We start from the raw sequence: 24,691 nt of genomic DNA, 5'->3' as shown, positions 1-24,691 counted from the left end.
CAGCAGAGAGCCGGTTAGCGTTTGCTAACCGGCTTTTTTGTTTCTGCTTGCGATTACACCGCGGCGACAGTGCCCTGCACCGCCCGGCGAAGCGCGGCCCGCGCCAGCAGGCGCGTCGAGTCCAGAGTCGGCAAGGGCGAGTTCGCGTCGCTCATGATCAGCGGAATCTCGGTGCAGCCCAGCACCACGGCATCGCAGCCCGCGCCTTTCATGCGCGACATGACTTGCTGGAAATAGGTGATTGCCTCGGGTTTGAACACGCCGTACACCAGCTCGTCCATGATGATGCGGTTGATCTCGTCGCGTTCGGCGTCGGTGGGCCGCAGGTAGTCCAGCCCGCGTGCACGGAGTTTTTCAGGATAGACCTCGCTGCCCACCAGCCAGCGGGTGCCGGTGATGCCCAGGCGCAAAAATCCGCGCTGCGCGGCCTCCGCGGCGACGACCTCGGCAATGTGCAGCCAGGGCAGGGGCGAGCGCGCCTCCACGTGGGCGAAGGCCTGGTGGATGGTGTTGTCGGGGCAGACCAGGAACTCGGCGCCCGCCGCCTTGAGCTTGTGGGCCGAGGCCAGCATGATGTCGCCCACACCGCGCCAGTCGTTTTGGTAAATGCAGGCCATGTAGTCGGAGAGCGAGGGCGTATGCAGCGATACCTCGGGATGTGCGTGCGGGCCCAGCAGTTTGGCGCCTTCGGCGCAGATGGTCTGGTAACAAAGCGCCGCGCCTTCCGCGGAGCAGCCGACGATGCCGATGTGTTGGGGTTTCACCATGGTGTTCACGACCTTGTGCGAGGGATGCCGCCGCAGCGGGAACTCGCGCGGCTACCTGTTCAATTGGCGCCGCCACCGCGGGATTTCAACTCCCGGAAAACCCTGAGTGCTCAGGCGGGTTCAGGGGCCAGTTCGGGCGGGGCCGCGACTTCAGCTTGCCCGGCAGCGGCCTCGCCTTCGCCCAGTTCGCCGCCCAGCGCATCGAGCACATCGGGGATCAGCGAGGACAGCTCGCCGGTGATGATGGCCGCGTCGGTGTCAAAACCGTCGTCGTCCTTGCCGCTTTCCTGCACACCGTCCAGCACCACGTCGAGCAGCTTGAGTTTTTTGAGCTGCGCGGTTTCGGTCAGGACAAAGGACACACGCTCGTTCCAGGTCATGGCCAGCTGTGTGGGCAGCTTGCCGGCGGCGATGTGCTGGGCCACCTCGTCGATGTCCAGGGTGTGGCGCGAATAGCGCACCGTGGCCTTCTGGTCGTCGGGTGTCTTGAGTTCGCAGTCGCGGTCCACGGTGAAGTTGTAGGGCGCTTCGCGCGTCGACAGCCAGTGCGACATCGCGGCGGCGGCCGACATCTGCGTCTGTATGGGGCTGGCCTTGAGGCCGGGCAGGGCGCCGGGGATTTCGCTGAGCGCCTCCACCAGGTAGCTGATGACCTTGTCGGCGCCCGTGAGGTTGCCGGAATCGACCACCAGGAATTTGTTCACCGGGTCTATCCACAGCGTGGTGGTCGATCGTTTGGTGAAGGCGCGCGGCAGCAGGTCCAGCATGACTTCCTGCTTGAACTCTTTTTTGATCTTGGCGCCCACGCGCTCGCGGCCGGTTTCTTCCTTGTACTTCTCAATGCGCTCGTCCACCGCGGCCTTGACAGCCGAGGAGGGTACGGGCCGGCGCTCTGTGCACAGCCGCGCGATCACCGAGCGGCCCACGCTTTCGAGCAGCACGGTGCTTTTGTTGCCGCGCGGCGGGACCCAGCCGCTGGACTCGGGCTCGGTCGCGCCGCAGGGCACAAAGCGGTGGGACTGGAAAATTTCTTCCAACGCCTCCAGGGGCGGCAACACAAAATCATCGGCAATGCGGAAAAAGATCGCGGTATTGAACATGGATTCCGGGGAGGGTGTGGGAGACAGGGAAAGGAACCTGGCCGCGGGGCCGGGTGAAAGCGAAGGCCTTGTAGGGGATTCGCCGGTATGCGGGAAATTCTACCGGGTCTGCCCGGACGGGTTGCGCGGTCTGCCAGCGCTCAGGTGATGTCGGCGGTATGGATACCGAAGGCGCCCTTGCGCCTGTCTTCAAAATAACGCTCCAGGGTTTCCTTGACCGTCTTGAAGGCGATCTCATCCCAGGGAATTTCGGCCTCAGTGAACAACCGTGCCTCTATGGTTTCGTGGCCGGGATTGAACTCGGTGCTCAAAAGCCGCGCCCGGTAAAACAAATGGACCTGGCCGACGCGCACCACGTTCATCACGGTGAAAAGGCCCAGCATTTCAAACTGCGCGCCGGCCTCTTCATCGGTCTCGCGGGCCGCGCCCTGGGCGGTGGTTTCGCCCAGTTCCATGAAGCCCGCGGGCAGCGTCCACTTGCCCCATCGCGGCTCGATATTGCGTTTGCAGAGCAGCACCTGCGCGCCGTCCTCGCCCCAGGTGGGCACGGTGCCGACCACGTTGAGCGGGTTTTCGTAGTGGACGGTGTTGCAGGCCGGGCAGACCGCGCGCTCCTTGGTGTCGCCGTCATCCGGCAGCCTGTAGGCCACGGCGGTACCGCAGACGCGGCAGTGTTTCAGGGGAAGGCGGTGCATCAAATGAGTGTAGCGGCTTCGTGCCCGGCCCAAACCGCCCGGGCACGCGGCCGCCCTCAGGGCTTTTGCCTATTTGAGCGAGGAGTAGTTGAGCGGTACCCAAGCGTAGGACTTGCCGGCCGCCTTGCGCACATGGCCCAGGCCCGGGAAGGAGATGTGGGCCGAGCCGACCAGGTAGCCGCTCTTTGCCGCTGCGGCATAGGCCAAGGCGCGCTCTTTGGCGGCCGGTGCGGAATCGCTGTCGAACTTGATGGTGACGCCGGGGTCGTCGAACTGGACGGCCGCCACATGCATCAGGTCGCCCCACAGTACCAGCTTCTCGCCCTTGCTTTCCACCACATACACACTGTGGCCGGCCGTGTGGCCGTGGGTGGGTTGCGCGCTGATGCCGGGCACAAGTTCGGTGCGGCCCTCAAAAGTCTTGAGCTTGCCGGCTGCCGCGTAGGGCTTGATGGAGGCCATCGCGCCCTGGAAGAAGCCTTGCGACTCCTTGGGCGCCGCGTTCATCTTGGCTTCGTCCAGCCAGAAATCGGCGTCGGCCTTGTCCACGCGCACGATGGCGTTGGGAAAGGCGACAGCGCCGCCCGCCACCAGGCCGCCCACATGGTCGGGGTGCATATGGGTGATGTAGATCTCGTCGACCTGCTCGGGCTGGTAACCGGCCGCCTTGAGGTTGGCCTGCAGGCTGCCCAGTGTGGGGCCGAAGAGGCCCGCGGCGCCGGTGTCTATCAGCACCAGCTTGCTGCCGGTGTTGATGAGGTAGGCATTGACCGAGGTTTCCACCTTGTCGCCCAGGAAGGCGCGTTTCAGGGCCGCATCGACCTTGGCTGGTGTGGTGCGGGTCAGCAGGTCTTTGACGGGCAGCTTGACGGTGCCGTCCGACAGCGCGGTGACTTCAAAGTCGCCGAGCATGACGCGGTAATAGCCCGGGGCCTGGGTCTTGACCATGGGGCCAGCGGCAAAGGCGCTGAGCGCGGCGCCAGCCAGCAGGACGCTGAGGGCGAGGTGCTTGAAAGTGAAAGGACGCGGCATAAAGTTCCCTGTAGTTGTTGCTGTGTTGCGAATGATGTCGGAGCGCGTGTGAATGTAGGGGCTGGCCGGATTTTTTGCGCGCTGCTTTGGGCAATCCCCTGCTCGCGGATGGGCAACTCAGTGGCCCCGGGCGTTGAAACGCCATAAAAAAACCGGGCCTTGGCCCGGTTTTTGTGGGACTGTGCGCAAGCACGGACGGGGCTCAGGCCTTGGTCGTCTTGGTATGCTTTTCGATGAGGCTGCGCGCCGTGTCTAGCAGCTTCTTGCCGTCGAAGCCCTTTTTGTTCATGTCTTCCACCCACTCGACTTCCACTGTGCGCGATTTGCGGCGGAAGTCCTGGGCTTCGGCCGCGCTCACGGTGTAGATCGTGTTGCCGCGGTCGCTGGCCGTCTTGCGGCCGGGCACGTCGTTGCCCTGCTGCACCTTGCCGAGCCAGGCCGAGGTCGCCATGCCGGAATTGTTGTCGATGACTTTTTTGAGCTCGGGCGCCAGCGAGTTGTACTTGGCCTTGTTCATGGCCATCACAAAGGTGGTGGTGTAGAGGCTGCCGCCGGCGGGGTCGAACTCGGCGTGGAACTTGGTGAGTTCGTTGACCTTGACCGAAGGCACGACCTCCCAGGGAATCACGCAGCCGTTGATGGTGCCCTTGCTCAGCGCGTCGGGGATCTGCGGCAGCGGCATGCCGACCGGCGTGGCGCCCAGCACGCCCATGAGTTTGGTCACCTGCCGGGTAGGCGCACGCAGCTTGAGGCCGCGCATGTCGGCGATGGACTTCACGGGCTTGTCCACCGTGTGGATCACGCCGGGGCCGTGCACCTGCAGCGCCAGCACCTGGGTGTCCTTGAACTCGTCGGGCGCGACGGTCTGCACGTATTCCCAATAGGCCTTGGAAGTCGCTTCGGCGTTGGACATCATGAAGGGCAGTTCAAACACCTCGATGCGCGGAAAGCGCCCGGCGGTGTTGCCCGGCAGGGTCCAGACCACGTCGACCACGCCATCCTTGACCTGGTCGTAGAGCTGCACGGGCGTGCCGCCCAGCTGCATGGCCGGGTAGCCCTCGAACTTGATACGGCCGCCCGATTCCTTTTCGACTTTTTCCATCCAGGGCTTGTGCATGGCCAGCCAGACATTGGACGAGGGCGACATGAAGGTGTGGAACTTCAGGGTCACGGCCTGCTGGGCCAGGCCCGAGAGGGCCGGTGTGCCCAGCGCGGCGGCGGCGCCGGTTTTAAGAAGGGTTCGTCTTTGAATCATGGCGTGTCTCCTGTGGGCAATGGGGATAACTTAAGGCAAGCGAGCGGGTTTGAGAAGCGGTGAAAGCCCTAGCCGATGTATTTCACCAGCCATAGCGATATGCCGGGGAATAGCAGCAGCACCGTGGTGCGTATCGTGTCGCTGATGAGAAAGGGCATGACGCCCTTGTAGCTTTCGCTGATGGGCACGTCTTTCGCCAGCCCGTTGACCACATAGACGTTCAGCCCCACCGGCGGCGCCAGCATGCCGAAGCCCACCGTCATCAGCACCATGATGCCGAACCAGATCGCGGTGGATTCCTTGGCCATGCCGAAGTCCAGGCCCATGACCATGGGGAAAAAGATCGGTATGGTCAGCAGCAGCATGGACAGCTCGTCCATCACCGCGCCCAGCACCACGTAAAACAGCAGGATGGCCGTGACGACCATCAGGGGCGACAGGCCCCAGCTGCCGACCACGCCGGCGAGCTGGTTGGGCACCTGGGTCAAAGCCAGGGCGGAATTCATCAAGTCGGCGCCTATGAAGATCAGGAAAATCATGGCCGAGCTTTCCGCAGTGGCGTAAAAACACAGCTTGAACTTGGCCCAGGTGATCTCGCGCTTGAGCAAGGCGGCCACAAAGGTGGCTGCCGCGCCCACGGCCGCGCCTTCGGTGGGCGTGAACAAGCCGCCGTAAATGCCGCCGAAAACGATCATGAAGATGATGGCGATGGGCAGTATGCCCATCAGGGAAGCCAGGGTCATGGGCGGCCTGTCGTCGTCGACCTTGGGTGCCTGGCCGGGCACCAGCCGCACGTAGATGGCGATGGCCACCATGTAGCCGAACATCGCGATGATGCCCGGCACCATGGCCGCGGCAAACAGCTTGGCGATGTTCTGCTCGGTGAGGATGGCATAAATCACCAGCGGCACGGACGGCGGGATCAAGATGCCCAGGGTGCCGCCGGCCGCCAGAGTGCCCGTGGACAGCCGGCCCGAGTAGCCGTGGCGCTTCATCTCGGGCAGGGCCACGCCGGTGATGGTGGCGGCCGTCGCGACCGAAGATCCGCAGATGGCGCCGAAGGCCGCGCACGCGAGGATGGAGGCCATGGCCAGCCCGCCCTTGAAGCGGCCCATCACACCGGCCGCGAAGCTGAACAGCGCGCGGCTGATGCCTCCCTGCGTCGCGAAATGGCCCATCAGGATGAAGAGCGGGATCACCGACAGGTCATAGCTGGCAAATCGCGCGAAGGCCTGGGAGTTGAGGAAACTGGAAAATGGGCCCCAGCCGGTTTGCATCACGTAGCCGATGGCGCCCGCGGCGAACATGGCGACCGCAATGGGCACACGGATGGCCATGAAGACCAGCATGATGCCGAAAATGACCAGGGCGAGCGTGATGGAGCTCATATGTGCGCCTCCAGCTCGTCCAGCGCGTCGTGCGCGCCATGGTCATCGCCGAAGCCGAAAACGGCCTGGTAAAAACCGATCACGCAGGTCAGCACGAAGGGCGGGACCATGGCGGCGTATACCGTCCATTCCGGAAAGCCCAGAATCTGGGTTTCCGAGTGTGTCGCGTAGGAGTTGAGGCCGCCCAGCAGCGTGCGCCAGGCCAGCAGGCCGAAGATGATGCCCAGCAGCGCCGCGCCGAAACGGTCCAGCCTGTCGTTGGAGGTCTGGCTGAGTTTGGCCGTGAAAAAGTCCACGATGATGTTGCCGCGCTTGATCTGGCAAAAAGGCATAAAAAGCGCGATGGCCGCGCCGGTCACCACGCCGGTGAGTTCAAAGTCGCCGACCAGCGTGGCGCCCAGCAGGTTGCGGCCTATCAGGCTGGCGCAGGTCATCAAGGTGATGGCCGTGAGCAGCACGCCGGCCAGCACGGCGCAGAGTTTTGCGAGGAACTGCAGGATTTTCAAGAAGGGTCTCCGAAAAGCAGGACAGGATCTCGGGAACACCCCCAGACCGCATGCGCCGATTATCAGAATTGCGGCTTCATCCGGGCAGGCGGCTTACCCGAAGAGGCCGGGGTATTTGCGCGGTGATTACAACAGATGCGCGTTCATCGCGCAAACCGCCAGTCATAAAAAACAGCCGCGCGAGGCGGCCGTTCATGCTTGTCGCCGCCACCCGTGGTGTAGGCGCGGACATGGGCAAAGGTGTGCTTATGCGACCTTGATGGTCAGCGTGCCCAGGCCGGCCACGCTGCCGACCATGGTGTCGCCCGAGACCACCGCCGCCACACCTTCGGGCGTGCCGGTGTAAATCAGGTCGCCGGGCTGCAGTTCCCAGGCGGCCGACAGGTGCTCGATGGTTTCGGCGATGTTCCAGATCAGCTTGGACACATTGCTGCGCTGGCGGTCCGTGCCGTTGACCTGGATGTACAGCTCGGCGTTGTTCACGTCGCCGGCCTGGGCCGCGGGCGTGATCGGGCCTATGGGCGCGGAGTGGTCGTAGGCCTTGCCTATGCACCAGGGGCGGCCCTGTTTTTTCATCTCGCCCTGCAGATCGCGGCGCGTCATGTCCAGGCCCACGGCGTAGCCGTAGATGTGCTTATGCGCGTCGGCGGCCTTGATGTTTTTGCCGCCCGTGCCTATGGCCACGACCAGCTCGATCTCATGATGCAGGTTTTTGGTCAGGCTCGGGTAGGGAATGGTGCCGGTGCTGCCGGCGTCCACCGCGACGATGGCGTCGGCGGGCTTGAGGAAGAAGAAGGGCGGCTCGCGGCCGGTAAAGCCCATTTCCTTGGCGTGCTCTTCGTAGTTGCGGCCCACGCAGTAAATGCGGTGCACGGGAAACCGCTCTTTGCTGCCGACGACCGGGACGGACACCGTGGCCGGTGGGGTGATGACAAAACTCATGACAACCTTTCTTCTCTGTGTATGCCCAGGGCCTGGTGCACCGGGCGGTCTGAAAAACTGAACAGCACACACGATTGCGCCGAACGCAATTGCGCAGTGTGCCACGACGGAATCACAAAATGGTCGCGCGGGCCGAATTCAAAAGTCCGGGTTTCGCCATCGCGTGTGATGTCGACCGAACCCGAACCCTCGACCACGCTGAACACGGCGCCGTCGGTCTGGCGCCAGGGCTTGCCGGCAAAACCCGCGGGCAGGCGCTGCATGAAGGTCGCCATGGTGGGCATGGGCGAGCCGCCCGTGGCCGGGTTCACATAACGCAGCTTGACGCCGTCCCAGGCATCGATGTCGCCATGCATCTCCAGCTGGTGCAGGGTCTCGCGCGTGCGCTCGTAGGGATAGCTGAAGATGGGCGAGGTCTGGCCGAAAGGCGCGTCGTAGCGCATCGGCAGCATGTTGGCGCCGTAGCGGTGGCCGCTGATGCCCAGGGGCTTGGTGACCTCTTGCTGCCTGGCGCCGCCGTTCTCGGCAAAACCCGCGTCGAAAAAGCGCAGCATGGGAATGTCCAGGCCGTCCAGCCAGACCACCGGCGCGTCGGATTCGACGCGGCCTTCATGGCCGTGATCGTGCCAGGTCCAGCTGGGCGTGATGATGAAGTCGCCGGGCTTCATCAGCGTGCGTTCGCCGTCGACGGCAGTGAAAGCGCCGTGGCCTTCGACGACAAAGCGCAGCGCGCTTTGCGTGTGGCGATGGCTGGGCGCGATTTCACCGGGCATGATGACCTGCAAGCCGGCATACAGCGACTGCGTGATGCAGGACTGCCCGCGCAGGCCGGGGTTTTCCAGGATCAGCACGCGCCGCACCGCTTCTTCGGCGGTGATCAACTCGCCCGACTGCATCAGGAAGGGACGCACGTCGGCATATTTCCACAGCGCCGGCTGGCAGGGCGTGTTCGGCGACTGCGGCACCAGGGCGTGCAGCACTTCCCAGAGCGGCGTCATGCTGTGCGCCGAAATAGCCTCATAAAAAGCCTTGCGCGCGGCACCGCTGGGCACGGCGCTCTGGCCGTGGGCGGGAGGGGGCGTCATGTCCATGGGGGTGTCCTTCTTTGGTTAAAGAGCGCCGTCGTTGTCGAAATACACACCGTCCCGTGTGAGCAACTGCTGCAGCCGCTTCACGTCGGTCTCGGCAAAGCTCCGGCCCGCGCTGGGCATGGCCGCCGCCGTGCCGGCCGCCTGGCCCATCACAAAGCAGCCGCCGCTGGCGCGCGCGGCCGACTGACCCTCATGCGTCATCGAGGCGCAGCGCCCGGCCACCAGCAGGTTGGCCACGCCTTCGGGCACCAGCATGCGCCAGGGCAGCTCGTTGTAGGCGCGGCCTTCAGCGGCGTCGACGCTGCGCGGAAACTGCCAGTCGATGCGGCCGTCGGCATGCAGCTCCATGGGCCAGGCGTTGATGCCTATGGCGTCGTCAAAACTGGCCGAGGAAAGAATGTCTTCGCCGCTCAGGGCATACAGGCCTTTGATGCGGCGCGTCTCGCGTATGCCGACCTGGGGCGCGATGTCCACGATGGCGGAATCCGCGAAACCCGGCACCTCATTGCGCAGGAAGCGGAAGTATTCAGTGATCTGGCGCCGGCCTTCGAGTTCGCCTTCGCTCAACTGGCGCGCGTCGGTGGCGTCCATGGCCTTGCCCTGGGCATTGCGGATTTGCGTGACGTTGGCGCGCCATTCAGCCGGGTTCTTCTGCGGCCTCAAGATGGCGCCCTCGCGTGGAAACTTGTAGCGGCCCGGTTCGCGCGCCTGGCTCTCGGCCATCAGCGTGTTGATGGCCTTGAATTCGCCGACGGCCGCCAGCGCGAGCTGTGCGTCGACATGGCCGACACGGAACATGGTCGAGGGAAACAGCGCGCTGCCGTGACCGTCGCCGAGCTCAAACGGCACACCCGCGAAGTTCGCCACATCGGCATCGCCCGAGCAGTCGATAAAACGCGTGGCGCGTATCGCCTGGCGACCGGATTTGGTCTCCACCACCAGGGCGTTGATGCGACCACTCTCCATCACCACGGCCGCGGCCCAGGCATGGAAGAGGATGTGCACGCCGGCGGCCACCAGCAACTGGTCGGCCGCGCATTTGTAGGCCGACACGTCATAGGAGCGCACGCGTATGCGGCCCTGCATGCCGTCCTGCGGTGCGTTCAGGCCGCCCAGCGCGTCTATGCGCTGCAGCAGCTCGTCGGCAACGCCGCGCACCACTTGCGTCATCTGGCCGTTTTTGCGGCCGTAAAGGCCTGCGAAATTCGTGACACCGCCGGCCGTGCCCATGCCGCCCAGGAAACCGTAGCGCTCCACCAGCAAGGTGCGCGCGCCATGCCGCGCGGCGCTGACGCTGGCGGCCAGGCCGGCGGGACCGCCGCCCACGACGACCACGTCAAACTCGCCGTAAATCGGCAAACTGCGCGCGGGTTCAGTGATGGAGGACATGGCTGTCTTCAGCTGCCTATTCAATTTTGATACCACGCGACTGAATGATGCCGCCCAGGATGGCGGCCTCGTCCTTCACGCGGCTCTTGAGGCCGTCGGGCGAGGTGCCCACGGCCTGCCAGCCCTGGTTGAACAGCTTTTGCCGGGTGTCGGCATCGCGGATGATGCGCGGCACTTCCTGGGCCAGCCGCGCCTGCGCGGCTTTGGAGAGGTTTGCCGGGCCTATCAGCGCCGTCCACACCTCAAGGTTGAGCTTGGTCACGCCGGCATCGGCCAGCGGCGGCACTTCGGGCACCAGCGAGGAGCGCCCGCCGGCCAGGCCTATGGCCTTGAGCTTGCCGGCGCGCACATGCGGCATGGCCACGCCGGGCGGGATCAGCGCCATCTGGATCTGGCCGCCCAGCATGGCGGTGACCACCTGCGGGTTGCCGGCAAAAGGCACGTGCACCGGCGTGAGGCCGGGTACGCGGCTTTTGAGCAACTCCATGCCCAGGTGGGCGACCGAGCCGTTGCCGACCGAGCCGTAGTTCCATTGGGCGCCGCCCTGGCGCGCGGCGGTGAAGAAGTCGGCCCCGCCAGGCTCGTTCGCGGGTGCCACCAGCACCAGCGGCGCGGTGGCCAGCAGCGAGATGGGCGTGAAGTCTTTGGCCGGGTCGTAAGGCAGCTTGGGGTAGAGCAACTTGGCCGAGGTCAGGTTGCCGTTGATGACGACGCCCAGCGTGTGGTCGTCGGTGGCTTTGGCGACCTGGTCGGCTGCGATATTGCCCGATGCGCCGGGTTTGTTCTCGATGACCACCGGCTGGCCCAGCACGCGGCTTAGCGGCTCGGCCAGGGTGCGGGCCGCCATGTCGGGTGTGGAGCCGCCGGGAAATCCCACGAGGATGCGCACTGGCTTGCTCGGCCAGGCGGCGGGGGAGGCGGCCGCGGCGGATTGCGCGCAGGTGGCCAAAAAAACGGCGGAAAACACGCTGGCAAAAGGCTTCATCACAACAGTCCCTGGAGCTTTAAAACCGTCATTGGAACAGTTTTGACGGCTCGATTCCGTCGTACATCCACTTCAGGCCCGCAAAGCCCGCGCTTTCGGTGCCGCTCTGGAACATCTGGTTGCGAAGTTCGCGTTGCACGCCGGCCGCGTGGTAAATATCACCATAAAAGCGCGCGGTCAGCTGCACGCGGCCGGTGCGCAGGTAGCGCTTTTGCTGGTACTTCTGGAACGCTTTTTCCACGTCGCCGCGGGTATGGCGCAGCGCTTCGCGCAAGACCACCGCGTCTTCGATGGCCTGGCCGGCACCCTGGGCCAGGTATTGCAGCATGGGGTGGGCCGCGTCGCCCAGCAGGGTCACGCGCCTGTCGGTCCAGTTCTGGACCGGCTCGCGGTCGCACAGCACCCACATCTTCCAGGTCTCTATCTTGCCTAGCAGTTCCTTGACCTGCGGGCAGGCCTGGGCGAAACGCTCATTGAGTTCGGCCGTGTCGCCAAAGGTGTTCCAGCCTTCGTCGTATTTGTTGCTGTGGAAGACCGCGACCAGGTTGAACAGCTCGCCGCGGCGCAGCGGGTAGTGCACCAGGTGGGTTTTTTCACCGCCCCAGAGCAGCACGTCATCGCTCCACAAATGGGCCGGGACATCTTCGCGCTTGAGCACCGCGCGATAGGCGATGTGGCCGGACACGCGGGGCTTGCCGTCGCCGACCACGGCCTCGCGGATGCGGCTCCACATGCCGTCGGCGCCTATCAGCGCGCTGCCTTCTACGGCCTCACCGCCTTCGAGCCGCAGCGTCACGCCGCCGGCTGACTGGTCAAAGGACTCCACCTTGGCGCTGGTACGCAGGGTGATGTTGGGCAGGGCGCGGCAGGCGTCCAGGAAGACCTGGTGCAGGTCGGCGCGGTAGATCACGCCGTAAGGGAAGCCGTAAGTCGCACGGGCCAGGTCGCCCAGCGGCACCCGCACCACTTTTTCGCCGGTGCGCACGTCGTTCATGCCAAGGCCGGTGGGGAAGAAGGCCACGCGGTTGATGGCTTCGGTCAGGCCCAGGTAGTCGAACATGCGGAAGATGTTGGGGCCCAGCTGGATGCCGGCGCCGATCTCGCCGAAGCTCGCCGCCTGCTCGAACAGGGTCACGCGGTGGCCGTCCTGGGCCAGCACCATGGCCGCGGCCAGACCGCCGATGCCGCCGCCCGAGATGAGAAGAGGAAGTGCGGATGTGCGTGCCATAGGTGAGCGGTGGGGTGAGGGCTGAACCAGAGAGGGTTTGGGTTGGATGTCTTTATGATAAGTATACTTATTAATAAGGCGCTTGGTACCTTGGTACTTACCCTGAATGGCAAAGTGGGCCGTTAAACTCCGCACATGGCAAAAACATTTAATTTCAGCGAAGCTCCCGGGCACCTGATCCGTCGCGCGCAACAGCTCGCGGTGGCGATTTTCATGGAGGAAACGGCCGGTTTTGATGCCACGCCGGTGCAGTTTGCCATCCTGAACGCCTTGATGGACGACCCCGGCGAAGACCAGATCACGCTGTCGGGCCGGGTGGCCTTCGATCCGGCCACCTTCGGCTCGGTGATAGGGCGGCTGGAAGCCAAGGGCTGGGTCAAGCGCGAGGCCGATCCCTCCGACAAGCGCCGCAAATTGCTGTGGACCACGCCTGAGGGCGAAAAAATCGCGCTGCAGATGAAACGCGCCGTCAGCAAGACCCAGCAGCGCATCCTGGCCCCGCTGGAGGAGAACGAGCGGGTCCAGTTCAACCAGCTACTGGCCAAGCTGGTCACCGGCCACGAGAACGACGGCCGCTAAGCCGGCATGCCAATAAAAAACGGGGCTTTTCAGCCCCGTTTTTTATTGGGTTCAACCAGGCTTCAGGCTGACTTGGCGAGCAGGTCGAAATGCTCCACTGTGGGCGGGCCGGCAAAAAACGGCCCGACGATGGCGCGCCAGTCGGCAAATGCCGGCGACTGGCGGAAGTCGACGGTGTGGTTTTCCAGCGTATCCCAGAAGATCTGCAGGATGTAGCGCTCGGGGCTTTCAATGCCCTTGTTGACCTTGAAGCCCTGGAAGCCCTTGGACTTGGAAATCACTTCCCGCAGGCCGCGCTGTATGGCTTCGTCAAAAGCGGCCTGCTGGCCGGGGTGGATGCGGATGTCGGCGAGTTCGAGGATCATGAAAAAAGCACTCCTTTGCTTCGATGTCTCAGTATTGGGTTGCCGGTAACTGTACCGTCAATCCGTCCAGCGCCGGCGTGAGCTTGATCTGGCAGCTCAGGCGGCTGGCGGCGTTGCGTGGCGCGGCGGTGAATTCCAGCATGCCCAGCTCCTCGCCGTCGGGCGGCGGCAGGCTGGACGCGAAGGGCTCCTGAACATGTAGATGGCAGGTGGCGCAGGTCAGCAGGCCGCCGCAGTCGGCGGCGATGCCGTCTATGCCGGCCGCCACGGCGGCTTCCATCAGGCTTTTGCCGGGCTTGCCCTGTACCGAGGTGGCGCGGCCGTCGGCCGCGATGAAATGAATCGTGATCATGGTGTGGGGTAATGCCGTCTGAGGTCGTCAGATGCGGCTGAAGTATTCGCGGCGCTGCCAGTCGTCCTTGTCTTCGGCGCCATCGTGGCGGCTGATTTCCGCCTGTTTGATGTGTGTGAAGCAGTCGATGAAAGTATCGCCCATGCCCGCCGCCAGCGTGGCGTCGGCTTTCAGCGCCTCCAGGGCCTCGCCCAGGCTGCTGGGGATTTTCTCGGCGCTGCCGCCATAGGGCGCGTCGGTGGCCGGCGGGGCCTCGAGGCGGCGCGTGATGCCGTCCAGCCCGGCATGGATTTGCGAGGCGATGTAGAGATACGGATTGGCGGCGGGCTCGCCCAGGCGGTTTTCGATGCGTGTGCTGTTGTCATTGCACTGGCCGATTACGCGCAGCATGGCGCCGCGGTTGTCGCGGCCCCACAAGATGGACTGCGGCGCCAGCGCATTGGGCCGAAAGCGCCCGAAGCCGTTGAGGGTGGGCGTGCAAAAAGCCGTCATGCCGCGCGCATGCGCGAGCAGCCCGGCCAGGTAGTGCTCGCCGGTTTCCGAGAGCGTGAATTGCGCATCCGCCGGCGTACTGCCGGCGGCCGGGCTGGCGCGCTTGAACAGGTTGGCGCCGGTTGTCAGGTCCACCAGCGATTGGTGCAGATGCCAGCCGCTGGACATGATGTTGGGAAAGGGCGGGCGGCACATAAACGTCGCGTGGTAGCCGGCGCGCCGCAGCGCCTGTTTCACCGCGCTGCGAAACAGCACCATGTTGTCGGCCGCTGCCAGTGCGTCGGTGGCCTCGAACACCGCCTCGACCTGGCTGGGGCCAAGCTCGATTTCCAGCGACAGCAGCGGCAGGCCCAGCGCCTGCGCCGTGCGTTGCACGATGCGCAGCGGCTCCTCTGCCATGTCCGCCCACTGCTCGGACAGCAGCTGGTAGCCGGGGTGGATCATGCTCACCTCTGGGGGTAGGCCGGGCCAGCCGGCCAGTTCGGGGTCCAGTTGCGGGTTCGGCCCGCCTTCGTTGATGCGGTAGATATGGAACTCGATTTCCAGCCCGCACTTCATGCCGTAGCCGGCTTCGGCCAGCTTGGCCAGCGCGTCTTGCAGCACTCGGCGTGTGTCGAGTGTGACCGGCCTGCCGTCGGGAAACCAGGGCTGGCATTGCAGCCAGCCGGTTTTCTCTGCCCACGGCAATTCTTTCAGGCTGGCCGGGTCGGCCAGCAGCATCACATTGCCGCCGAATTCAAAACCGGGCAGGCCCGCGGCACCGCCGGCCTCGAACACCTTGTAGGCGGTGCGGTCGGCCGTGTCCTTGAGCAGCAGCGTGCTGACCATGCCCACGCCGTCGGCCATGGCTTGCGCCGCGGCGGCGGCCACCAGCGTCTTGCCGCGCAGCATGCCGTGCAGGTCGCACCAGGCAAAACGCAGCAGCTCCAGGCCGCCGGCCTCGATGCGCCGCAGCGCCTCGGCCTGGGCGGCTTGCCGCGCGGCGTCGTGCACGCCGCATTGCGCCGCGAAGCTCATGGTTGTGTGGCGGTGTCGGCCGGCGCGGGCGAGCTGGCTTTGGCGTCCAGCCAGGGCGCGCCCTCACGCTTGGCGCGGGCGTTTTGCTGCCACCACTGGTCCCATTCGCCGGCCGGGGCGATGCCGTCCACCGTGTCCGGGCCGGTGATCATCGCGGCTTGCGCGGGGTCGGCGATGCCGGGCGCCACGCCGCCGTTCTGCACGGTCTCAATCGCTTTCAGCAGCACGCGCCGGTTGGCCATGATGACCTTGTCGGAGGTGGCCAGGTGCTCGCGCGTGCGGTCCTGGATCGCGCCCATGCTTTCCACCGCCCACTGGTCGTGCACATTGATGTCTTCCTCGCCCATGCCCAGGTAGGTGGTGCTCATCTGCTCTTCGGCATTAAAGCCCCAGTCGTTGTGGCGGCCGGCCTTGGGGATGTAGTCGGGCAGGGCGATGAACTGCTGGCGCTGCGCGCGCATGCTTTCGCGGTCCAGAGGGCCGGCAAAGCTCGTGAAGAAGGTGTACCAGTAGGTGTGGGTGTCGTCCACCGGCACATGCATCTGGGTGATGGTCATGGTCTCCGACAGCGGGATCACAAAGGTGGCCGGGAAGATGGCGTTGGTCACGCGCACGTGGGTGAGCTTGTCGGTCATGGCGCGCAGCGCGGTCAGCTGCATGCCCCAGGGCTTGTTCTCGAAGCTGATGTCGGGCTGAGCGAACTCGCGCATGATGCGTGTCATCGGCCACTGCTCGCCGTCCTTGCTGCCGGCGCTGGCGCTGCGAAACTGCTTGCCGGCCGGGTTTTCGCCGATCTGCTCCAGCGGGTCGTCCTGCAAGAAGCGATGCAAAAAGGACGGATGCGCCGGGTCTATGCCCACCTCAAAGGACTGCAGCCAGTTGGCGTTCCACAAACCCTTGAAGGCAAAGCTGTGCGTGGCCGGCGCGGTAAAGCAGTCAAACGCCGGGAAGGGCGGCGGCGTGCTGCCCTCGTCGCCCAGCCAGGCAAACAGCACGCCGGCCTTTTCCATCACGGGGTAGCTGCGCTGGCGTATGCGCTCGCACAGTTTGCTGCCGGTGGGTTCGGCCGGCGTTTCGAGGCAGCGGCCGTCGGTCGCGAACTTCCAGCCGTGAAAGGGGCAGCGCAGGCCGCCGCCTTGTTCCAGGCTTTCGCGCCGGCCGAAGGACAGGTCGGCGCCGCGGTGCGCGCAATCGCGGTCCAGCAGGCCCCAGGCGCCGGAGGCATCCTTGAACAGCACCAGGTCCTGGCCGAAGAGCTTGAGTGCCTTGACCGGGCGGATGGCCATGCGCGGGTCCAGCGCCGGGTTGAATTCGTCGACCAGCGCGGCGGGCTGCCAGTACTGGCGCAGCAGCTTGCCGCAGGGCGTGCCCGCGGTGATGCGGGTCAGCAGTTGGTTTTGTTCGGCGTTCATGGCGGGGCCTTGTGGTGCAGGGTAAACCTAAAAACGGTATACCAAATTTAAAATTCAGTGTACATTCACGGCCATGAACTTGCAAGAAACCGTTTTGATGCAGTTGCGCGACCTGATCCTGCGCGGCGAGTTCGAGCCCGGCCAGCGGCTGGCCGAGCAGCAGCTGGCCGAGCGCCTGGGCGCCTCGCGCACGCCGGTGCGGGCCGCGCTGGTCACGCTGGAGCAGGAAGGGCTGGTCGAGGCCAACGACACCGGCAAATACCTGGTGCGCCAGTTCACGCCGCGCGAGGTGTCCGACGCCATCGCGGTGCGCGGCCACCTTGAGGGCATGGCGGCGCGCCTGGTGGCCGAGCACGGCGTGTCGCGCCAGCTGCAGCTCGATTTGCAGTCCTGCCTGGATGAAGGTGACAGGGCGCTGACGGCCAACCCGCTGGGCTATGAGAACTACGCGGCCTATGCCGCCATGAACGACCGCTTCCACGCGCTGATCCTGGAGGCCAGCGGCAACCGCGCCTTGCAGCGCGCGATCCAGCTCAACGACAAGCTGCCGTTCGCCTCAGCCTCGGCCATGCTGCCCATGCAGTCCACGCTGGAGCAGGACCGCGACTGGATGCACTATGCGCACCGCCAGCACCACATGCTGTTCGCCGCGCTCAAGGCCGGCGAGGGCGCGCGCGCCCAAGCCCTGGCTGTGGAACACACCGAGGTGGCGCAAATGAATATGCGCATGGCGCTGGAGCGGCGCGCCGAGACCGAAAGTGTGCTGCCGGGCTTGCGTCTCGTCGTCGGTCGTTAAACCTTAGCGCTCGCCCAGCAGCAGCTTCAAGTCCACCGAATCGGCAACGGCCTTGTTGCCGGCATCGCCCAGGTGCAGGTGGTCGCCCGAGTCGTAGGCGGGCAATATCCTGAGCGGATTTTTCGGGTCGCGCACCACCGCATCAAAGTCCAGCACCGCGTCGAATTCGCCGCTGCCGCGTATCCACGCATTGATACGCTGGCGCAGCGCGTCTTTCTCGGGGCTGTAGTAGTTCGCAACCGGCGAGCCTGGCATGGTCAGCGCTCCTTCAAAAGGCGTCAGCGTGGCGCCGGCGATGCGCACGCCGCGGCTGCGCGCGCGGGTGATCAGCTGCCGGTAGCCGGCAATCAGCGCTTCGGCCTGCGTGGCCGGCTCCGTGGGTTCAAAGGTGCTGCCGGGCCAGCTGATGTCGTTGATGCCCATGAGCAGCACCACGCCGGCCACGCCGGGCTGGCCCAGCACGTCGCGCTCAAAGCGCGCCAGCGCATTCGGGCCCATGTGGTTTTTGAGCACCCGCCCGCCCGAGATCCCGGCATTGAGCACGGCCACGTTTTGGCCGGCCAGGCGGCGCGCGAGGAAATCGGGCCAGCGGCTGTCGCTGCCCGGCGTGGAGGCCGCGCCGTCCGTGATGGAATCGCCAAAGGCCACCACGCTGCGCGTGCCGGGCGCAGCCTCCACGAGCACCGCGCTCAGGAAGAGGCGGCTGTTCACCACGCTGTCGGCTTTTACGGTGGCCGCGCCGGCCACATTGCCCGACACGATTTGCGCGGGCTGCAGGCCGTCCCAGTGAATGGTCGTGAGGGCTGTTGTTTGCGGAAAGTAGAGGCTGACAGCCAGGCGCTGCAGCGGCGCGACGGTGAAGTCGACCGGGTCGCTCACGAGGGGCGCGCCCGCAGGCACGGTGGCCGTGGCCTGGCCGCCAAACGTCAGGGCCAAGCTGGGGCCGCGGGTGCTGCCCGCGGCATCGCCCGCCGCCGCGATATGGGCCGCGCCAATCCGCAAGGGCTGCGTGCCGTATTCGTTGGACAGCACAATGCGCACGCGCAAGCCTCCCACGCCGGCGCGCACGATCTGGCGCACGGTCTGGTCCTGCAAGCTGGCCGGAAGGCCCAGGGGCAGGGCGAAATCGCCGGCCCAGATGGGCTGGGGGCTGGCGGTCCAGCCTGGAATCCAGTTGCCATCGGCCGCTTGCGCCGGTGGAGCCAGCGCGGCGCTGAGCAATGCGGCGAAAAGGACGGGCTTCAAGGCGCGGAGTTTGAGCAAGGTATTCATGGCGATGTTGCTCAGCAGGTGGCGGGAATGGCTTGCAGTTCGGCCTTGTCGCGCGACAGGCTGTACAGCGTGACGGCGATGCCCGCCACGGTGATCAGCGCGGCCAGCCAGCTCAGGCCGCCCAGGCCGAAGGTACTGCTCACGACCAGGCCGCCCAGCCAGGCGCCCAGCGCATTGCCCACGTTGAAGGCGCCTATGTTGAGGCTGGCCGCCAGGTTCTGGCCCGCGCCGTGGGCCTGCTGCAGCACGCGCATCTGCAGCGGCGCCACCGTGGCGAAAGAGGCCGCGCCCAGCAGCCCGACGAAAAGCACCGTGGCCACCGGCGAGTGCAGCACAAAACCCATGGCGCCCAGCACCAGCGCCGTCGCGCCCAGCGTCACCAGCAGGGACATGCGCAGGCCGCGGTCGGCCAGGCGCCCGCCCAGCAGGTTGCCGATAAAGATGCCGCCGCCGAACACCAGCAGGATGGGCGACACCGCGGCTTCGCTAAAGCCGGTGAGCCGGGTTAGTATGGGCTGGATATAGGTGAAGATCGCGAACACGCCGGCAAAACCGAAGACCGTCATCAACAGGCCCAGCATGACTTGCGGGCGGGCCAGCCCGGCCAGTTCCTGGCGCAGCGAGGCGCCGCCGTTTTCCGCCGCGCTGCGCGGCACAAAGACCGCCAGCACCAGGAAGGCCAGCAGGCCTATCAGCGCCACCACCCAGAAGGTGGCGCGCCAGCCATGGTGCAGGCCCAGCCAGGCGCCGGCCGGCACGCCCAGCAGGGTGGCCAGCGACAGGCCGCTGAACATGATGGCAATCGCCGAGGCCTTGCGCTCGGGCGCGACCAGGCCGGTGGCGACGATGGAGCCCACGCCGAAGAAAGTGCCGTGCGCCAGCGAGGTGATCACGCGCGCCGCCATCAGGCTGGCGTAGTCGGGTGCCAGCGCGCAAGCCAGGTTGCCCAGCGTGAAGATGGCCATCAGCGCCAGCAGCACGGTTTTGCGCGGCAGCTTGCGCGTGGCCAGCGTCAGCACCGGCGCGCCCACCGCCACGCCCAGGGCGTAGCCGGAAATCAGCAGCCCAGCCGAAGCGATGCTGACGCCCAGGTCGGCTGAGACCTGCAACAGCAGGCCCATGATGACAAACTCGGTCGTGCCTATGCCGAAGGAGCCGACGGTGAGGGCCAGCAGGCCTAAAGGAAGGGAGGGTGATTTTTGCGCAGCCATGAAAGTCGCCAGAAAAAATGAAGATGCGGCTAGTGTGGAGGTGCGAGGACATCTTGACTAGAATGGCCTGGAGACAATCATTTGTGAATTGAATTCACAGTAATCCGGTGAAAATAGCCCTACCGTGCCCCGCATAGACGTCAACCGCTCCGGCGAAATGGAAGCCTTTGTCCAGGTGGTGGACAAAGGCGGGTTTTCCGCCGCCGCGCGCCAGCTGTGCATGACGCCATCGGCCGTCAGCAAGTTGGTCACCCGGCTGGAGGCGCGGCTGGGCACGCGCCTGGTCAACCGCTCCACCCGCAAGTTGCAGCTCACGCCCGAAGGCACGACGTTTTACGAACAAAGCACGCGCGTGCTGGCCGACATGGACGAAGCCGAGCGCGGCGCGGCCGCCGGCGCCATGCCGCGCGGGCGCGTCAGCATCAACGCCAGCATGCCGACCGCGCACTGCCTGCTACTGCCGCTGGTGCCGGCCTTCCACGAGCGCTATCCCGACATCTCGCTGGACATCACATTGACCGACCGCGTGGTCGACCTGCTGGACGAACGCACCGACGTGGCGATACGCTGGGGCGCGCTCGCCTCGTCCCAGCTGGTGGCGCGGCACCTGGGCGATACGGCGCAGCACATCGTCGGCAGCCCGGCCTACCTGGCGCGCCACGGCACGCCGCGCACGCTGCAGGAGCTGGAGGCGCATCAGCGCCTGGCCCATACCTTCAAACGCAATATGCATTACTGGCCGGTGCGCGTGGACGGCCAGATCCAGCAATTGCCCATCACCGGCTATGCGCGCGCGAGCGACGGCGAGGCGTTGCGCCACCTGGTGCTAGCCGGCGCGGGCCTGGCCCGCATGTCGCTGTTCCACATACGCCGCGACCTGGACGCGGGCCGCCTGGTGGCCGTGGCCGAGGACCTCAACCCGGGCGAGCGCGAACCCATCCACGCGGTGTTTGTCGGCCGCGGCGGCCGCCTGCCGGCGCGTGTGCGCGTGCTGCTGGATTTCCTGGTGGAGCAGGTCACGCAGGAGGTGCTTGATGCCGGCGGCGTGGGGCCAGATTACCTGCCCTGACCGCCCTGGTAGCCGGCAGCCTGCGGCTGGCTAGGTACAAGCCACTAGATAGCTTTCCCTATGGTTGCCTGCCCGGGACCTGCCTAGTATTCCCATATGGGGCCGCTCCCGGCCATGGAGAATTGCTATGCACCGCCTTTCGTTTCGTACCCTGGGATTTGTCCTTGTGTTGCTCTCATCGGCCGGTGCCAGCCTGGCGCAGGAGCGCTTTACGCCTTCCGCAGACGGCCAGGAAGTCACCGACAGCCGCACCGGCCTGATCTGGCGCCGCTGTGCCGAGGGCATGGTCTTCAAGGGCAAAACCTGCACCGGGCAGGCGGCCTTCCTGAACCAGCCCGATGCGGCGGCGCGCGCCAAGGCGGCTTCCGCGCCGGGGGCCGAATGGCGCTTGCCCATTCTCAAAGAGCTGTCCAGCATTGTTTCTGCACGGGAAGCCGACGTGGACAAGGCGGCGATAGATCCCAATGCCTTTCCCGCCACGCCGGTGGCCCGTTTCTGGACTTCCAGCAGCACCGGCCCGGGCTATTTCACCTTTGTGGGTTTCAGCGACGGCAGCGCCGGTGAAGCCCCGCGCGCCACGTCGGCCGCGGTGCGCCTGGTGCGCGGCGGGAAGTAAGAACTACTCTTTCGCGACCTGCAGCACCAGCTTGCCGAAGTTTTCGCCGTTGAAGAGCTTGAGCAGGGTTTCGGGGAAGGTGTCCAGGCCGACGACCACGTCTTCCTTGCTTTTCATGGTACCGGCCTTGAGGTAGCCCGCCATCTCGGCCACGCCCACGTGGTAGCGGTCGGCATAGTCGAAGACCACGATGCCTTCCATGCGGGCGCGGTTCACCAGCAGCGACAGGTAGTTGGCCGGGCCCTTCACCGGCGTGGTGTTGTTGTACTGGCTGATCGCGCCGCAGATGATGATGCGGGCGCCGCGCGCCAGGCGCGCCAGCACCATGTCCAGGATCTCCCCGCCCACGTTGTCGAAGTAGATGTCTATGCCCTTGGGGCAGTGTTCCTTGAGCCCGGCGCGCACGTCGCCGTTCTTGTAGTCGATGCAGGCGTCGAAGCCCAGCTCCTTGACCACCCAGTCGCACTTGGCCTTGCCGCCGGCGATGCCGATCACGCGGCAGCCCTTGAGCTTGGCGATCTGGCCCACGGTCTGGCCCACGGCGCCGGCCGCGCCCGACACCACCACAGTTTCGCCGGCCTTGGGCAGGCCCACTTCCAGCAGGCCGAAGTAGCCCGTCATGCCGGGCAGGCCCAGCACATTGAGCCAGGACGTCAGGCCCAGGCGCGGGTCAATCTTGAACATGCCGCTGCGCTTGACCTGGTCGGCCGGGATCAGGCAGTACTCCTGCACGTCGAGTGCGGCGTTCACATAGTCGCCCACGGCGAAGGCCGGGTTCTGCGAGGCGATCACCTTGCCCACGCCGCCGGCGCGCATCACCGCGCCGATTTCCACCGGCGGGATGTAGCTCTTGGCGTCGTTCATCCAGCCGCGCATGGCCGGGTCCAGCGACAGGTACAGGGTTTTGACAAGCACGCCACCCGGGCCGGGTTCGGCCACGGGTTCGGTGGTGAAGCTCCAGTTGTCGCGTGTGGGCAGGCCGACGGGGCGGCTGGCCAGGCGAATCTGGTGGTTGCTCAGGCTGGTGATGGCGCTCATGGGTGTCTCCGCTGTATCTGTTGAGAGGGGTGTCGCAGGCATGGTAGCGGCGGGGCGGCCCGGCGTCAGTCGCGCAGGCGATTCGCCCTGCCCCGCCACAGGGGGCGCTTGAAGCCACACGAGATGTGCGATGGCTAGGAGGTATTCAATCCAGCCGGGGCCGCGGAACCGGCTTTGCCGGGCCGCAGGCGCAGCGGCCCCCTTTCGTGATGAAAGGGGCAGGGAGATGCCGCAGGCTCACGAAGTGCGCGACCGTGGGGGCCATGGTTTATGCTTTAGAGATGAAACTCCACAACTATTTCCGCTCTTCCGCATCGTTTCGTGTACGCATCGCGATGGAGCTCAAGGGCCTGAGCTACGACTACATTCCCGTGCACATCGCCAAGGGAGAACACAAGCAGCCGGCTTATGCCGGCCTGTCCGCCGACACCCTGGTGCCGCTGCTGGAAGTCGATGGCGAAAAACTCTCGCAGTCCATGGCCATCATCGAATACCTGGACGAAAAATACCCCACGCCGGCCCTGCTGCCGGCCGATGCGCTGGGCCGCGCCAAGGTGCGCGCGTTGGCCCAGTCGATTGCCTGCGAAATCCATCCCGTCAACAACCTGCGCGTCCTCAAATACCTGGTGAAAGAGCTCAAGCTCGATGAGACGGCCAAAAACGCCTGGTATGTGCACTGGTGCCGCGAAGGGCTGGAGGCCTTCGAGCGCCAGCTGGCGCAATTGCCGGCATCGACCTATTGCTACGGCGACACCCCCACACTGGCCGACTGCTGCCTGGTGCCGCAAATCTTCAACGCCAAGCGCTTCAATGTGAGCTTTGACGGCCTGCCGCGCACCATGGCCGCGTTTGACGCCTGCATGGCGCTGCCGGCCGTCCAGAAGGCCCAACCTTCGGCTTGCCCCGACAACGAGGCTTGATCTGCTTGTGCATGCGGACTGGCTGATTCCCGACTGGCCGGCGCCGGCCGGCGTGCGCGCGGTGTTCACCACCCGGGCCGGTGGCCTGTCGGCCGCGCCTTACGACAGCCTGAACCTGGGCGACCATGTCGGCGACTTGCCGGCCAAGGTCGCGGCAAACCGTACCTTGCTGCGCCAGGCCCTGGGCAGCCGCGCGGTCTTCCTGCAGCAGGTGCATGGCAGTGAGGTGCTCGCGCTGGACGCGGCTACGGAAGACGGCCAGCAGGCCGATGCCTGTGTGACCCAAGAGACCGGTGTGGCCTGCACCATCATGGTGGCCGACTGCCTGCCGGTGCTGCTGGCATCAGCGGACGGCACCAGGGTTGCCGCCGCGCATGCCGGCTGGCGCGGGCTGGCGGGGCAGGGCGGGCAAGGCGTGCTGGAAGCGGTTCATGCCGCCATGAAGGCCGACGCCCGCACCCTCGCATGGCTGGGCCCCTGCATAGGGCCTTCAGCCTTTGAGGTCGGCGTCGAAGTCAAGGCCGCCTTCGAAGCCGCCCAGCCTGAAGCCGCCAGCCTCTTTGTACCCACCGGTGCCGGCAAATACCTGGCCGACCTTCCGGGGCTGGCGCGGCTGCGTTTGCAGGCGCTGGGCATGACCCGCATCTATGGCAATGACGGCAGCGATGCCTGGTGCACCGTGCGAAACCCCGCGCGGTTTTTCTCGCACAGGCGCGATGCCGGGCCGGCGGGCAACGGTTTTGGCACGACGGGGCGCATGGCCGCCTGCATCTGGCGCGCTTGAAGCGCCGCGGTCAGGGGCTCTTGGGGGGGTCTTGCGCGGCGGGCATGTGGGCTTGCGCTGCTTTCTCGCGGGCCGCGTCTTCGGCTGCAGTTTGCTGCAGGAGTTCCTGCGCCGCGCGCTTTTTGAGGGCCTTGCTGCGCGCAGGCGCGCCCATCAGGTAAACCACCAATGCCACAGGCCCCAGTCCATAGAGTACAAAGGTAAACACCGCCCCGAGGACCGTGCCGTTGCTGTTTGTCGCTTCGGCAACGCTCATCATGAGCACAACGTAAATCCAGGCGATGACAACCAAATACATAAATACTTGAAACTGGGCGTGCAGTCGGAAATTTTTAAAGCAAATCCTACGATACTGGTGGTGTGCTCAAAAGAGTCACCGAGACTCAACAT

At 65.5% G+C, this 24,691-nt stretch carries 26 protein-coding genes; 6 read left to right on the top strand and 20 right to left on the bottom strand.

What is annotated here, in order from left to right:
• Nucleotides 1–53: 53 nt before the first annotated feature.
• From BLQ85_RS05235 to BLQ85_RS05180, 12 genes are all read right to left on the bottom strand, one after another.
• A complete protein-coding gene (locus BLQ85_RS05235) occupies nucleotides 54–767 on the bottom strand; it encodes an aspartate/glutamate racemase family protein (RefSeq protein WP_074575828.1) in 714 nt (237 codons plus the stop codon).
• A gap of 110 nt (nucleotides 768–877) precedes the next feature.
• Entirely contained in the window at nucleotides 878–1,867 is a 990-nt protein-coding gene (locus BLQ85_RS05230) for a recombination-associated protein RdgC (RefSeq protein ID WP_074575301.1), read from the bottom strand.
• A gap of 140 nt (nucleotides 1,868–2,007) precedes the next feature.
• Nucleotides 2,008–2,562, bottom strand: a complete 555-nt coding sequence (locus BLQ85_RS05225) for an NUDIX hydrolase (RefSeq protein WP_175456048.1) — start codon at nucleotides 2,560–2,562, stop codon at nucleotides 2,008–2,010.
• Between the two features lie 69 nt (nucleotides 2,563–2,631).
• The gene (locus BLQ85_RS05220; protein WP_074575299.1) at nucleotides 2,632–3,594 is read right to left on the bottom strand and encodes an MBL fold metallo-hydrolase; all 963 of its coding nucleotides are present in this window, start codon (nucleotides 3,592–3,594) and stop codon (nucleotides 2,632–2,634) included.
• A gap of 202 nt (nucleotides 3,595–3,796) precedes the next feature.
• Nucleotides 3,797–4,849, bottom strand: coding sequence for a TRAP transporter substrate-binding protein (locus BLQ85_RS05215; RefSeq protein ID WP_074575298.1), 1,053 nt, complete (start codon nucleotides 4,847–4,849; stop codon nucleotides 3,797–3,799).
• A gap of 68 nt (nucleotides 4,850–4,917) precedes the next feature.
• Nucleotides 4,918–6,237 (bottom strand): TRAP transporter large permease, encoded by a 1,320-nt coding sequence (locus BLQ85_RS05210; RefSeq protein ID WP_074575297.1) that lies wholly within the window; start codon nucleotides 6,235–6,237, stop codon nucleotides 4,918–4,920.
• Entirely contained in the window at nucleotides 6,234–6,743 is a 510-nt protein-coding gene (locus tag BLQ85_RS05205) for a TRAP transporter small permease (RefSeq protein WP_074575296.1), read from the bottom strand. The genes BLQ85_RS05210 and BLQ85_RS05205 overlap by 4 nt, the downstream gene beginning before the upstream one ends.
• A 246-nt stretch (nucleotides 6,744–6,989) precedes the next feature.
• Nucleotides 6,990–7,685 carry a fumarylacetoacetate hydrolase family protein gene (locus tag BLQ85_RS05200; RefSeq protein WP_074575295.1) on the bottom strand — a complete coding sequence of 232 codons (696 nt, stop codon included), beginning with the start codon at nucleotides 7,683–7,685 and terminating at the stop codon, nucleotides 6,990–6,992.
• Nucleotides 7,682–8,776, bottom strand: a complete 1,095-nt coding sequence (gene gtdA, locus BLQ85_RS05195; protein ID WP_074575294.1) for a gentisate 1,2-dioxygenase — start codon at nucleotides 8,774–8,776, stop codon at nucleotides 7,682–7,684. Before gtdA ends, BLQ85_RS05200 begins: the two co-directional genes overlap by 4 nt.
• An 18-nt stretch (nucleotides 8,777–8,794) precedes the next feature.
• Nucleotides 8,795–10,165, bottom strand: coding sequence for an FAD-dependent oxidoreductase (locus BLQ85_RS05190; protein ID WP_074575293.1), 1,371 nt, complete (start codon nucleotides 10,163–10,165; stop codon nucleotides 8,795–8,797).
• 16 nt (nucleotides 10,166–10,181) lie between these two features.
• Nucleotides 10,182–11,150, bottom strand: a complete 969-nt coding sequence (locus tag BLQ85_RS05185; RefSeq protein ID WP_074575292.1) for a Bug family tripartite tricarboxylate transporter substrate binding protein — start codon at nucleotides 11,148–11,150, stop codon at nucleotides 10,182–10,184.
• Between the two features lie 28 nt (nucleotides 11,151–11,178).
• Nucleotides 11,179–12,378, bottom strand: a complete 1,200-nt coding sequence (locus tag BLQ85_RS05180) for a 3-hydroxybenzoate 6-monooxygenase (RefSeq protein ID WP_074575291.1) — start codon at nucleotides 12,376–12,378, stop codon at nucleotides 11,179–11,181.
• Between the two features lie 135 nt (nucleotides 12,379–12,513).
• Here BLQ85_RS05180 and BLQ85_RS05175 point away from each other — a divergent pair, with 135 nt between their 5' ends.
• Complete coding sequence (locus tag BLQ85_RS05175; RefSeq protein WP_074575290.1) at nucleotides 12,514–12,957, top strand: MarR family winged helix-turn-helix transcriptional regulator; 444 nt, start codon at nucleotides 12,514–12,516, stop codon at nucleotides 12,955–12,957.
• A 62-nt stretch (nucleotides 12,958–13,019) separates the two neighbouring features.
• Here BLQ85_RS05175 and BLQ85_RS05170 read toward each other — a convergent pair whose 3' ends face one another.
• The 4 genes from BLQ85_RS05170 to BLQ85_RS05155 are packed head-to-tail and all read right to left on the bottom strand — an operon-like array spanning nucleotide 13,020 to nucleotide 16,595.
• Complete coding sequence (locus BLQ85_RS05170; RefSeq protein ID WP_074575289.1) at nucleotides 13,020–13,322, bottom strand: antibiotic biosynthesis monooxygenase family protein; 303 nt, start codon at nucleotides 13,320–13,322, stop codon at nucleotides 13,020–13,022.
• Nucleotides 13,323–13,350: 28 nt separating this feature from the next.
• Nucleotides 13,351–13,674, bottom strand: coding sequence for a 2Fe-2S iron-sulfur cluster-binding protein (locus BLQ85_RS05165; protein ID WP_074575288.1), 324 nt, complete (start codon nucleotides 13,672–13,674; stop codon nucleotides 13,351–13,353).
• Nucleotides 13,675–13,701: 27 nt separating this feature from the next.
• Complete coding sequence (locus BLQ85_RS05160) at nucleotides 13,702–15,183, bottom strand: glutamine synthetase family protein (RefSeq protein ID WP_074575287.1); 1,482 nt, start codon at nucleotides 15,181–15,183, stop codon at nucleotides 13,702–13,704.
• Nucleotides 15,180–16,595, bottom strand: a complete 1,416-nt coding sequence (locus BLQ85_RS05155) for a Rieske 2Fe-2S domain-containing protein (protein WP_074575286.1) — start codon at nucleotides 16,593–16,595, stop codon at nucleotides 15,180–15,182. Before BLQ85_RS05155 ends, BLQ85_RS05160 begins: the two co-directional genes overlap by 4 nt.
• 73 nt (nucleotides 16,596–16,668) lie before the next feature.
• Between BLQ85_RS05155 and BLQ85_RS05150 the strand changes: the two genes are divergently transcribed.
• On the top strand, nucleotides 16,669–17,391 hold the full coding sequence (locus BLQ85_RS05150) for a GntR family transcriptional regulator (RefSeq protein WP_074575285.1): 723 nt from the start codon (nucleotides 16,669–16,671) through the stop codon (nucleotides 17,389–17,391).
• 3 nt (nucleotides 17,392–17,394) lie between these two features.
• Here the strand turns inward: BLQ85_RS05150 and BLQ85_RS05145 are convergent, their stop codons facing one another.
• Together BLQ85_RS05145 and BLQ85_RS05140 are read right to left on the bottom strand one after the other, a co-directional pair.
• Nucleotides 17,395–18,663, bottom strand: a complete 1,269-nt coding sequence (locus BLQ85_RS05145) for an SGNH/GDSL hydrolase family protein (protein ID WP_074575284.1) — start codon at nucleotides 18,661–18,663, stop codon at nucleotides 17,395–17,397.
• An 11-nt stretch (nucleotides 18,664–18,674) separates the two neighbouring features.
• Nucleotides 18,675–19,874 (bottom strand): MFS transporter, encoded by a 1,200-nt coding sequence (locus tag BLQ85_RS05140; RefSeq protein WP_074575283.1) that lies wholly within the window; start codon nucleotides 19,872–19,874, stop codon nucleotides 18,675–18,677.
• Between the two features lie 124 nt (nucleotides 19,875–19,998).
• Between BLQ85_RS05140 and BLQ85_RS05135 the strand changes: the two genes are divergently transcribed.
• Both BLQ85_RS05135 and BLQ85_RS05130 read left to right on the top strand, forming a co-directional pair.
• Complete coding sequence (locus tag BLQ85_RS05135; RefSeq protein ID WP_139200898.1) at nucleotides 19,999–20,943, top strand: LysR family transcriptional regulator; 945 nt, start codon at nucleotides 19,999–20,001, stop codon at nucleotides 20,941–20,943.
• 127 nt (nucleotides 20,944–21,070) lie between these two features.
• Nucleotides 21,071–21,559: an Lcl C-terminal domain-containing protein gene (locus BLQ85_RS05130; RefSeq protein WP_083336752.1), complete on the top strand. Its 489-nt coding sequence runs from the start codon at nucleotides 21,071–21,073 to the stop codon at nucleotides 21,557–21,559.
• A 3-nt stretch (nucleotides 21,560–21,562) separates the two neighbouring features.
• Here BLQ85_RS05130 and BLQ85_RS05125 read toward each other — a convergent pair whose 3' ends face one another.
• A complete protein-coding gene (locus BLQ85_RS05125; protein ID WP_074575281.1) occupies nucleotides 21,563–22,597 on the bottom strand; it encodes an NADP-dependent oxidoreductase in 1,035 nt (344 codons plus the stop codon).
• A gap of 281 nt (nucleotides 22,598–22,878) precedes the next feature.
• Here BLQ85_RS05125 and maiA point away from each other — a divergent pair, with 281 nt between their 5' ends.
• Together maiA and pgeF are read left to right on the top strand one after the other, a co-directional pair.
• Nucleotides 22,879–23,517: a maleylacetoacetate isomerase gene (gene maiA, locus BLQ85_RS05120; protein WP_074575280.1), complete on the top strand. Its 639-nt coding sequence runs from the start codon at nucleotides 22,879–22,881 to the stop codon at nucleotides 23,515–23,517.
• Nucleotides 23,518–23,524: 7 nt separating this feature from the next.
• Nucleotides 23,525–24,301 carry a peptidoglycan editing factor PgeF gene (gene pgeF / locus BLQ85_RS05115; RefSeq protein ID WP_074575279.1) on the top strand — a complete coding sequence of 259 codons (777 nt, stop codon included), beginning with the start codon at nucleotides 23,525–23,527 and terminating at the stop codon, nucleotides 24,299–24,301.
• A 10-nt stretch (nucleotides 24,302–24,311) separates the two neighbouring features.
• On the opposite strand, the gene BLQ85_RS05110 is transcribed toward pgeF, so the two are convergent.
• Nucleotides 24,312–24,599: a hypothetical protein gene (locus BLQ85_RS05110; protein ID WP_074575278.1), complete on the bottom strand. Its 288-nt coding sequence runs from the start codon at nucleotides 24,597–24,599 to the stop codon at nucleotides 24,312–24,314.
• Between the last annotated feature and the right edge of the window lie 92 nt (nucleotides 24,600–24,691).

The sequence above is a fragment of the Polaromonas sp. JS666 genome (assembly GCF_900103405.1).
GTDB lineage: Bacteria > Pseudomonadota > Gammaproteobacteria > Burkholderiales > Burkholderiaceae_C > Polaromonas.
This window is presented reverse-complemented; position numbering and strand designations above follow the sequence as displayed.